Source organism: Micromonospora sp. NPDC051296 (assembly GCF_040682255.1).
Classification (GTDB): Bacteria; Actinomycetota; Actinomycetes; order Mycobacteriales; family Micromonosporaceae; genus Micromonospora; species Micromonospora craterilacus.
In genome coordinates this window covers 1-9,156 of record NZ_JBFBAO010000287.1, presented here as the reverse complement: position 1 = coordinate 9,156, position 9,156 = coordinate 1, and the positions used below count along the sequence as shown (strand labels likewise).

General features: G+C 72.5%; 10 protein-coding genes. 2 read left to right on the top strand and 8 right to left on the bottom strand.

All coding sequences use genetic code 11. From position 1 onward, the window contains the following. Positions 1-62: 62 nt before the first annotated feature. From AB0M52_RS25090 to AB0M52_RS25055, 8 genes are all read right to left on the bottom strand, one after another. Positions 63-1,265 carry a cellulose binding domain-containing protein gene (locus AB0M52_RS25090; protein ID WP_363958247.1) on the bottom strand — a complete coding sequence of 401 codons (1,203 nt, stop codon included), beginning with the start codon at positions 1,263-1,265 and terminating at the stop codon, positions 63-65. A 226-nt stretch (positions 1,266-1,491) separates the two neighbouring features. Next, positions 1,492-1,917 (bottom strand): alternative ribosome rescue aminoacyl-tRNA hydrolase ArfB, encoded by a 426-nt coding sequence (gene arfB / locus AB0M52_RS25085; RefSeq protein WP_363958244.1) that lies wholly within the window; start codon positions 1,915-1,917, stop codon positions 1,492-1,494. Between the two features lie 9 nt (positions 1,918-1,926). Next, positions 1,927-2,223, bottom strand: coding sequence for a hypothetical protein (locus AB0M52_RS25080; RefSeq protein WP_363958241.1), 297 nt, complete (start codon positions 2,221-2,223; stop codon positions 1,927-1,929). Positions 2,224-2,332: 109 nt separating this feature from the next. After that, a complete protein-coding gene (locus AB0M52_RS25075; RefSeq protein ID WP_363958238.1) occupies positions 2,333-3,196 on the bottom strand; it encodes a trypsin-like peptidase domain-containing protein in 864 nt (287 codons plus the stop codon). Between the two features lie 53 nt (positions 3,197-3,249). Beyond that, positions 3,250-4,209, bottom strand: a complete 960-nt coding sequence (locus AB0M52_RS25070) for a VWA domain-containing protein (protein ID WP_363958235.1) — start codon at positions 4,207-4,209, stop codon at positions 3,250-3,252. Continuing rightward, a complete protein-coding gene (locus AB0M52_RS25065) occupies positions 4,206-5,222 on the bottom strand; it encodes a DUF58 domain-containing protein (RefSeq protein WP_363958233.1) in 1,017 nt (338 codons plus the stop codon). Before AB0M52_RS25065 ends, AB0M52_RS25070 begins: the two co-directional genes overlap by 4 nt. After that, entirely contained in the window at positions 5,222-6,271 is a 1,050-nt protein-coding gene (locus AB0M52_RS25060; RefSeq protein WP_363958230.1) for a MoxR family ATPase, read from the bottom strand. Before AB0M52_RS25060 ends, AB0M52_RS25065 begins: the two co-directional genes overlap by 1 nt. A 219-nt stretch (positions 6,272-6,490) precedes the next feature. Beyond that, the gene (locus tag AB0M52_RS25055; RefSeq protein ID WP_363958227.1) at positions 6,491-6,982 is read right to left on the bottom strand and encodes a hypothetical protein; all 492 of its coding nucleotides are present in this window, start codon (positions 6,980-6,982) and stop codon (positions 6,491-6,493) included. A 424-nt stretch (positions 6,983-7,406) separates the two neighbouring features. Between AB0M52_RS25055 and AB0M52_RS25050 the strand changes: the two genes are divergently transcribed. Together AB0M52_RS25050 and AB0M52_RS25045 are read left to right on the top strand one after the other, a co-directional pair. Further along, positions 7,407-8,390 carry an endonuclease/exonuclease/phosphatase family protein gene (locus AB0M52_RS25050; RefSeq protein WP_363958249.1) on the top strand — a complete coding sequence of 328 codons (984 nt, stop codon included), beginning with the start codon at positions 7,407-7,409 and terminating at the stop codon, positions 8,388-8,390. 129 nt (positions 8,391-8,519) lie between these two features. After that, positions 8,520-9,065 (top strand): DUF2690 domain-containing protein, encoded by a 546-nt coding sequence (locus AB0M52_RS25045; RefSeq protein ID WP_363958225.1) that lies wholly within the window; start codon positions 8,520-8,522, stop codon positions 9,063-9,065. Positions 9,066-9,156: the final 91 nt, after the last annotated feature.

Sequence of the window (9,156 nt, the reverse complement as noted above, 5' to 3'; positions counted from 1 at the left end):
GTGGCGAACTCCGCCGGCTCGGCCTCCAGCTGCTCCACGCGGACCCGACCCCGGCCGGACCGTCAGGACCGCACGCAGCTCACCGCCGGAGCAGTGTTGGTGCCACCGGCGGTACCCAGGAATCCGAAGGTCGTCTGCGCGCCGGGCGCAAGGGTGCCGTTCCAGCTCGCGTTACGCGCCGTAGCCGTCGACCCACTCTGGGCCACCTCGGCGCTCCACGCCTGGGTGATCCGCTGACCGTCGGCGAAGTCGAGTCGGACGACCCAGCCGGCGATCGAGGAGGCCCCGGCGTTACGGACGGTCACCTCCGCCTGGAACCCGCCCTGCCACTGGCCGACCAACCGGTAGGTCGCCACACAGCTGCCCGGCGTCGAGGTGGGCGTGGCCGTCGGGGTGGGGGTGGCGGTGGGGGTCGGTGTGGCGGTAGGGGTCGACGTCGGCGTGGCCGTGGGGGTGGCGGTGGGGGTCGGTGTGGCGGTAGGGGTCGGCGTGGCCGTGGGAGTCGGTGTCGGGCCGCCGGTCAGCGCCGCGGTCAGCGCCGGGTACCACCGGTCGGAGATCTTCCGGTCGCCGGCGGCGTTGGGGTGCACCCCGTCGTAGGTGTCGGCGGCCGTGCTGAAGCCGGTCCACTGGTCGACCACGACGATCGGCGACTGCGCGGTGGTCTTGCCCGCCGCCCAGCCGTCGATGGCGCTGTTGAGGGCCACCACCCGCTGGCCGCAGTCGGCGCAACTGCTCGGCGCCATCGGGATGATCTTCGCGACCAGGACGCGCATGGCGGGGTTGCTGGCGCGCATCTGGTCGACCAGCCTGCCGTACGCGGCCAGGATCGTGGCCGGGGCGATGTTGCTCCACACGTCGTTGGTGCCGAAGTGCATGAGCACGACGTCGGGCCGGGTCGCCGACAGCCAGCCCGGCAGCAGGTTCTGGTTGGCCACGTTGGTGACCAGGGCGCCGCCGTGGCCCTCGTTGTCGCCGTCGTACGGCTGGCCGCACCCCTGCGGGCCGAGGGTGCCGACGAAGTCGACGGCGGTGTACCCGGCCAACTGGAGGCGGTTCCAGAGCAGGGCCCGCCAGCAGCCCGGGGATCCGGTGATCGAGTCGCCGAGCGGCATGATCCGCACCGGGTCGGCCGCCGACACGGCCGGCGGCGCAGCGGTGGCGGAACTGGCCGGCGGGGCGGGCAGCGCCGACCAGGCGGTGACGGCGAGGAGGACGGCCACGAACGCGGCCGCGGGAGCGGTGAGCAGAGGCCTTCGGAGCATGATGAGGGAACTCCTGTCACGTATCGAGGATTCGGTGTGACGGCCCTGGCGCTCCTGCACACATTCAACCAAACCAACCGACAAGCATCAATAAATCCACCCTCGACCAACCCGCGGCGATCTTGCACTTTCTGTCGCGGCAAAAGCCGCATGCGGCACATCTCGGCGACCAAAAGTGCAAGATCGACGGGCGGGAGGCGCAGGGGGCGGGGGCGGGGGCGGGGGGCTAGTTGTCGTCGATGCGGCGGTCGCGCTTGCGTTGGGCGCGGCGTTTTTTGTCGGCCAGGCGGCGCTCCTTCGCGGCCCGCGACGGGCGGGTGGGGCGACGCGGCGGGGGTGGCGGGGCAACCGCCTCACGCAGCAGCGCGACCAGCCGCTCCCGGGCCGCCTCCCGGTTGGCCAACTGCGCCCGGTGCTCGCTGGCGGCGATGGTCAGCACGCCGTCGACCAGCCGCCCGGCGAGCCGGTCCAGCGCCCGGGCACGCAGTGATTCCGGGAGGCTCGGCGAGCCGGCCAGGTCGAAGCTCAGCTCGACCCGGGAGTCCGCGGTGTTGACACCCTGCCCACCCGGCCCGGACGACCGGGAGAACCGCTCCCGCAGCTCGGCGGTGGGGACGACCCACCGGTCGGTCACCCGCAGTCCGTCGTCCACGCCCTGAGGCTAGCGTGCCGGCCGCTCGTCGGGAGTACTGCTCGGGTTCGGTGCCGAGGGGGTCGCCTCGTCGCTCCCACCGGCGGCGGCGTAGGCGACCGCGCCGATCAGGAGCAGGGCGATCACCCCGACCTTCGTGGTGACCACCTTGATCAGCAGCCAGGCGGCGCGGCGCGCGCCGGGCACGGTCTTCTTCGCGGTCTGGTAGTCGTTCCAGCCGCGTCGGGCGCGCGCGTACGACGACCCGACGCCACTTCCGATGATGAGGCCCACCAGCAGGAGGGCCGCAATGAGAGGACGCTCCACCCACGCCAGTATCCATACTCAGCGTAATATTTCCATGCCCCGATCACTCCTCGCCAGAAATCCGACAGTCCACTCATCCATCCGTAATTGGACAGTCACTCTCCGTACATCAGCCACCCTTGCCGATGATCGTGTCGGCGGTCTGCTGCACCTGCTCGATCGGGATGGCGAAGCCGATGCCGATCGAGCCGCTGCCGTCGATCGTGGCGATCGCGGTGTTCACCCCGACCACCTCGCCCCGCGCGTTGACCAGCGGCCCGCCGGAGTTGCCCGGATTGATCGAGGCGTCGGTCTGCACCGCCCGGTGCCGGTTGTCACCGAGCCGCACCTGACGGTCGAGTGCGCTGACGATGCCGGCGGTGACCGTGCCGGACAACCCCAGCGGTGACCCGACGGCCAGCACCGGCTCACCGACCCGGGTCGAGCCCGGCTTGGCCAGCGGCAGCGGCGCCAGCCCGGCCGACGGCGGCACCTTCAGCACGGCGAGATCGCTGCCCGGTTCCCGGCCGATCACCTCCGCGGTGAACCGCCGGCCGTCCGGCAGCTCCACCGTCACCGGGCCGCCACGCCCCTTGGCCAGGATGTGGTCATTGGTGATGATGTGCTGCTCCGAGTCCACCGCGAAGCCGGAACCGTTCGCGGACTGGCCGCCGGCCCCGCCCACCAGCACCGACACCACCCCGGGCACGGTCTTCTCGGCGGCCGTGACCAGCTCGGCCGGCACCGGTGCGGCCGACGCCGCGGCCGGGCCCGGGCCACCGTCGCGGCTGGCCACCCAGCCGCCCGCGAGCGCCCCCGAACCGGTGGAGAGCGCCACCACCGCCAGCCCCGCCAGCAGCCGGCGGTTCCAGCTCCACGCCGCCCGGTTCCGCGCCCCCTCGGCTCCGTCCGACCGACCCCGCCCGTCCGGGTCGAGATCGGGCGAGACGAACCCGGGGCCCCGTGGTTCACCCAGTCCGGTCTGCACTGCCATACGTACGCTCCTCACGTGTGCGCCCGGCACCGGCCGAACCGCGTCGAACGAGGTCAGGGCAGGCGGGAGAACCACCGCATCGAGCCGAACGCCGCGCCCATCGCGAACACCAGCCCGAGCCCGATGAATCGGGCCGAGACGTCCTGTCGTACCGTCCGCCAGCCCACCGAGCTGCCGATGTCGTCGTAGACCGCGCGCAACTCGTCGCTCGTACCCGCCTGGTGGAAGCCGCCCCCGGTCTCCTCGGCGACGGCCTGCAACGTCTCCCCGTCCACCGGCACCTGGATCGGCCGCCCGCCCCGGTCGACGAAGCCGCCCGGCGTACCGAACGAGATCGTGTGCACCGGGACCTTGGCGGCGACGGCGTCGGCAGCGGCCTCCATCGGGTCCATGCCCGAGGTGTTCGCCCCGTCGGAGAGCAGGATGATCCGGGCCGGCGGCGGCTCGGTGGCGGCCTTGTCGTCCAGCGCCTTCACCGCGCCCAGCGAGGTGCTGATGGCCTCGCCGATCGCGGTGCCCTGCACGCCGGTCACCCCCTCGGCGAGCCGTTCGATCCCGTCGTGCAGCGCCTCGCGGTCGGTGCTCGGCGGCACCAGTACCGCGGCGCTGCCGGCGAAGGCCACCAGCCCGACGTTGAACTCCCCGGGCAGGCCGTCGACGAACCGCTGGGCGGCGCCCTTGGCCGCGCCGAGCCGATCCGGCTCGACGTCGGTGGCGAGCATCGAGGTGGACACGTCCACGGCCACCATCACGGTGGCCCGCTCCCGGGGCACCCGGACCTCGGCGGTGGGGCGGGCGAAGCCGACCACGAGCAGCGCCAGCATGGCCAGGAAGAGGCCGGCCGGCAGGTGTCGACGCCAGGTCGGGCGCCGCGGCGCCACCCGGTCGAGCAACCGCAGGTTGGTGAACCGGACGGCGTACCGGCTACGGCGGCGCTGCGCCACCAGGTAGGCCAGCGCCAGGGCGAGCACCCCGAGCAGCAGCCAGAGCCGGACCGGCGACTGCCAGATCACGCGGCACCTCCCCGCTGCGGTCCGGCCGGGGCGGTGGCCAGGCGGCGCTGCACGTGCACGTGCCGCACGATGTCGGCCGCCCAGTCCCGGTCGGTACGCAGCGCCAGGTGGGTCGCACCGGACCGACGCACGGCGTGCCGAACCTGGTCGCGCTGGGCGGCGGCGGCCGCCGCGTACCGCTCGCGCAGGCGTTGGTCGCCGGTCCAGACCTCGCGGCGCTCGCCGGTCTCCGGGTCGGCGAGGGTGATCAGACCGACGTCCGGCAGTTCCAGCTCGCGCGGGTCGGTGACCTCCACCGCGAGCACCTGGTGCCGCACGCTCAGCCGGCGCAGCGGGCGCTCCCAGGCGGCCGGTTGGCGCGGATCGTCGGGCAGACCGTCGAGGAAGTCGGAGACCACCACCACCAACCCGCGGCGGTTGGCCACCCGGTGCACCGCCGCCAACGCGTCGGCCAGCTCGGCCGCATCGGGCATCGGCGCGGCATCCGCGTCGTGGCCGCCCACCCGGGGCGCCGCCAGCAACCCGCGCAACAGCCCGATCAGATGGGTACGCCCACCGCGCGCCGGCACCCGGTGCAGGCCGTACGGGGTGAGCACCTGCGCGCCGAGGCGGTTGCCCGGCCCGGCGGTGAGGAATCCGATGGTGGCGACCGCGGCCACGGCCAGTTCCCGCTTGTCCAGCTCGGCGGTGCCGTACTCCATGCTGGGGCTGGCGTCGACCAGCACCCAGGTGGTCAGCTCCCGGTCGGCGTCCACCTCCCGGATGTGTGGGACGGTGGTGCGGGCGGTCACCGCCCAGTCCATCCGGCGTACCTCGTCCTCACCGGGCCGGTACTCCCGGCTGCCCGCGGGTTCGCTGCCCGGGCCCGGCAGCAGGCCGCGCCGCTCGCCGTGCAGCAGCCCGTCGAGCCGCCGGGTGACGGTGAGTTCCAGCCGGCGTAGTCGCTGGTCGGGGGTGAGGTCGGTCAGCCCCGGATCCGCCGGTACGGACACCGGCGCGCCGTGGCGTGCCATCACGCGGCTGCCAAGTCGGCCACGTACTCCGGTTGCCCGGTGGCCACCCGGGGCGGCGGGACCACGTCGACCAGCCGGCGGACGACCGACTCGGCGGTCACTCCGTCGGCGACCGCGTCGAAGGAGAGCACCAGCCGGTGCGCCAACACGTCCACCGACAGCTCCCGGACGTCGTCGGGCAGGACGTACTCCCGGCCCCGGAGCAGGGCCTGGGCGCGGGCGGCGGCGACCAGGCCGAGGGTGGCGCGTGGGCTGGCACCGTAGGCGAGCAGTGGGGCGAGCTCCGGCAGCCCGAACCGTCCCGGGTCGCGGGTGGCGAGGATGAGCCGGACCACGTACTCGGCGATGGCGTGGTGCACGAAGACCTGGGTGGCGCGGACCTGGAACTCGCGCAGTCGCTCCGGGTTGAGCACCCGGTGCGCCGTCGGGCGGTCGGCGCTCATCCGGTAGAGGATGGCCAGCTCGTCGGCGCCGTCGGGATAGTCGACGACGACCTTCATGAGGAAGCGGTCCCGCTGCGCCTCGGGCAGCTGGTAGACCCCCTCCGACTCGATCGGGTTCTGGGTGGCCAGCACGAGGAACGGTTCGGGGACCCGGTAGCTGCGTCCACCGATGGAGACCTGGCGCTCGGCCATCGCTTCCAGCAGCGCCGACTGCACCTTCGCCGGCGCCCGGTTGATCTCGTCGGCGAGCACCAGGTTCGCCATGACCGGGCCCAGCTCGACGTCGAAGTTCTCCTTCGACGCCCGGTAGATGCGGGTGCCGACGATGTCGGAGGGGACGAGGTCGGGGGTGAACTGGATCCGGGAGAAGGTGCCGCCGACCACCGTGGCGAGGGTCTGCGCGGCGAGCGTCTTGGCCACCCCGGGCACGCCCTCCAGCAGGCAGTGCCCGTCCGCGATCAGGGCGGTGAGCAGGCGTTCGACTAGCCGATCCTGCCCGACGATCACGCGTTTGACCTCGAAGAGGGTCTGGTCCAGCTCGGCTGCGGTCGCGTCGGGATCCGCCGGGCTGGGCAGGCTGGTCGTGGTGTCCGAGATGTCCGTCACGGTGCTTGCTTCCCGAGGCGGCCATCGGACAAACGTCGGAATTTCCGGCCCTCGGTGGCCCAGACGGCGCGCCGGCACCCTTACGGCGTGGAGTACCCGGCACCGCGCAAAGGAAGCCAGGCGGCACCGTCCTGGCGGAAGTGGACACGGCTGGGACACGACGGCGTGACGACGAGGCCGGCCCCCGCCACGGGGCGGGGGCCGACGACGGGGGCTGGATCAGCGGTGCACGACGACGTGGAACGGCAGGTCGGCGGCGACGCCGGCGGAGTTGCGGGTCTGGATGAAGACACCGTTCGGGGTGAGCAGGCGCGGCGCCACCGAAGCCTCCCCGCCGGCCGGGATGCAGCAGGAGTCCGGCCGGCCGATCGTCGCCACGTAGACCGACGTGGTGACGTTGCCGGCGAACTGCACCTCGTACTGCCCGACGCCGTACTTGATGACGACGCCGTCGCCCCAGGCCTTGGTGCCGTTGGCGTTGACCACCGTCCGGTAGATGTCGGTGGAGGCGGCGGCGACGGAGTCACCCTTGGCGAGCACCGCCTTCGCGCTGTTCAGCGATGCCGTCGTGACGGCCGGCTGCTGCGCCCCGCGGCTCGCGGGCTGGGCCTTGGTCGTGGGCTGCGCGGCGGCGATCCCGCCGCCGGCCAGCGCCAGTGCCAGGGCCGCGATCGCCACCGCAGCCGCCTTACGTCGGAAAAAACTGGGCATGACAGGTCTCCCTTGGTGACCGTGCAGATACGACCGACCCGCGACACGCGGGACGGATATTGCCTTCTCCGAGTCGGGCGACAATTAACACGGACCGTCGACATGCGTCATTTGCGAACGCACCTGACGACGACTGCACCCGACGGTCCATATGCACCCTGAGCTGGGCTTACTGTCTCCGGTAGCCGACCACCCGACCAGCTGGAACGTAGCACCGGAAATGCCATGGGTCAATAGCGATCACCCTCCCGACGAACTGTCCGATCGGTGCCACAAAATTGTGAGAAGTGAATTCGGAAAGTATTCACAAAATCATTCGACGATTCGCTTTCGCGCATCGACGCTGGCGCCGGGACGGCCGACCGGCTGCCCCACCAGCGCCTGCCGGCGCGCGACACCGGCGAACTAGGCTGCTGCTGTGAAGATCACCATCGGCCGGCGATCTTGGGCGGTGCCGGTGTGGACGGCGCTCTGCTGGCTCGCCGTCGCGCCGGGAGCCGGATGGACGGTGGCCCGGCTGGTAGGCCTGGACCGGGGGCCGCTGGTGCAGGCGCTGGCCTTCACCCCGTACGCGGCGGCCGGGAGCCTGGTCCCGCTGGTGCTCATGCTCGCCCTGCGGCGCCGCTGGCCGGCGGTCGTCGCGGCGCTGACCACCGTGGCGTTGCTTGCGATGGTGGCGCCCCGCGCACTACCCACGCCGCAACCGTCGGCCGGCGGGCCGACGGTGCGAGTGCTCACCGCCAACCTGCTCGCCGGCGCCGCCGACCCGTGGACACTGGTCGACCTCGTCCGCACCGAGCGGGTCGACGTGTTGGTCGTGCAGGAGTTCACCCCGACGGCCCAGGCCGAGCTGGATCGGCTCGGGCTCGACCGGCTGATGCCGTACCGGCAGCTCAACCCGGTCGTCGGCACCCCCGGCTCCGGCCTCTACTCCCGCCACCCGATCAACGACGGCGGCATCCGCCAACTGCGCGGCGGGTGGGGTTTCACGCAGGCGTACGCGACCGTGACGGTGCCCGGCGCGCCCCCGGTACGCGTCGAGTCGGCGCACCCGGCGGCGCCGTACGCGCTGGACCAGACGGGCTACTGGCGTGCCGACCTGGCGGCGCAGCCAGCGGCCACCCCGGACGGACCGCTGAGCATCCTCGCCGGGGACTTCAACGCCACCCTCGACCACGCCCCGCTGCGCGCCCTGCTGGACACCGGCTACGCCGACGCCGCCGCCTCGGTCGGCGCCGGGCTCACCGGCACCTGGGGCCCGTACGACGGCGACCTCATCCCGCCCGTGGTGATCGACCATGTGCTGGTCGACCACCGCATCGCGGTACGCGCCGTGGCGGTGCACCCGCTGCCCGGCAGCGACCACCGGATGGTCCTCGCCGAACTGCGCCTCCCGGCGCAGCGCTGAGCGGCCACCTGGCGGTTTCCGCTGTCCGGGCGAGCGGTTGATCGATCGGAGGCGATGAGCGGCTGATGGCGCGGCGATGACGGCTCTCCACACACTGCCGCTGTCCGTCCTACTCACCAAGGAGAACCCGTGCGGCGACTACTACTCATCTCCGGACTCGTCTCGGCCCTCGCCCTGAGCTGGAACCCGGCACCCGCCTCGGCACAGCCAACGCCCGACCGCGCCGCCGCCGAGGTCGAGGCGGTGATCGCGGCCGGCGACGGCGTCAAGCTCGACGCGATAGCGCTCGCCAACGCCGGCTGCGGAGCCTCGTGCGACGGCAAGGACCCGCAGTCCTTCAAGATCTACTACGACGGCACCAGGTATTACACCTGCGCTGAGGACGCCATCACGCCCAAGCTGTCCACCGGCTACCTGTACCGGGTGTCGAGCCCGCTGGGCAACGTCGAGCTGCGGTACAGTCCGCGCTGCCGCACGGCTTGGGCGAGGACCAGCGCCGGCGCTGTCAGGTTCAAGGTGGTCAGCCGCTACACCAGCGGCACCCATCGCACGACGATGACGGGCGCCTCCCCGGCCAGCTGGACCGTCATGGTCAACGACGCCAATCTCGAGGCGCAGGCCTGCTACCAGCCGGTGGGCCCGTACGACGGTTGGGAATGCACCCGTTGGTACTGAGGCAGGACCTGACGCTGCCGGCGACCACGATCGCGTGGTCGCCGACAGCGGTGTTCACGACAGCCTCGGCCGGGCGCGACCGCATCCCGCA

Coding starts and splice junctions, on each gene's coding strand:
- AB0M52_RS25055 (WP_363958227.1), bottom strand. CDS start 6,982: ATGCCCAGTTTTTTCCGACGTAAGGCGGCTGCGGTGGCGATCGCGGCC.
- AB0M52_RS25075 (WP_363958238.1), bottom strand. CDS start 3,196: ATGGCAGTGCAGACCGGACTGGGTGAACCACGGGGCCCCGGGTTCGTC.
- AB0M52_RS25065 (WP_363958233.1), bottom strand. CDS start 5,222: ATGGCACGCCACGGCGCGCCGGTGTCCGTACCGGCGGATCCGGGGCTG.
- AB0M52_RS25090 (WP_363958247.1), bottom strand. CDS start 1,265: ATGCTCCGAAGGCCTCTGCTCACCGCTCCCGCGGCCGCGTTCGTGGCC.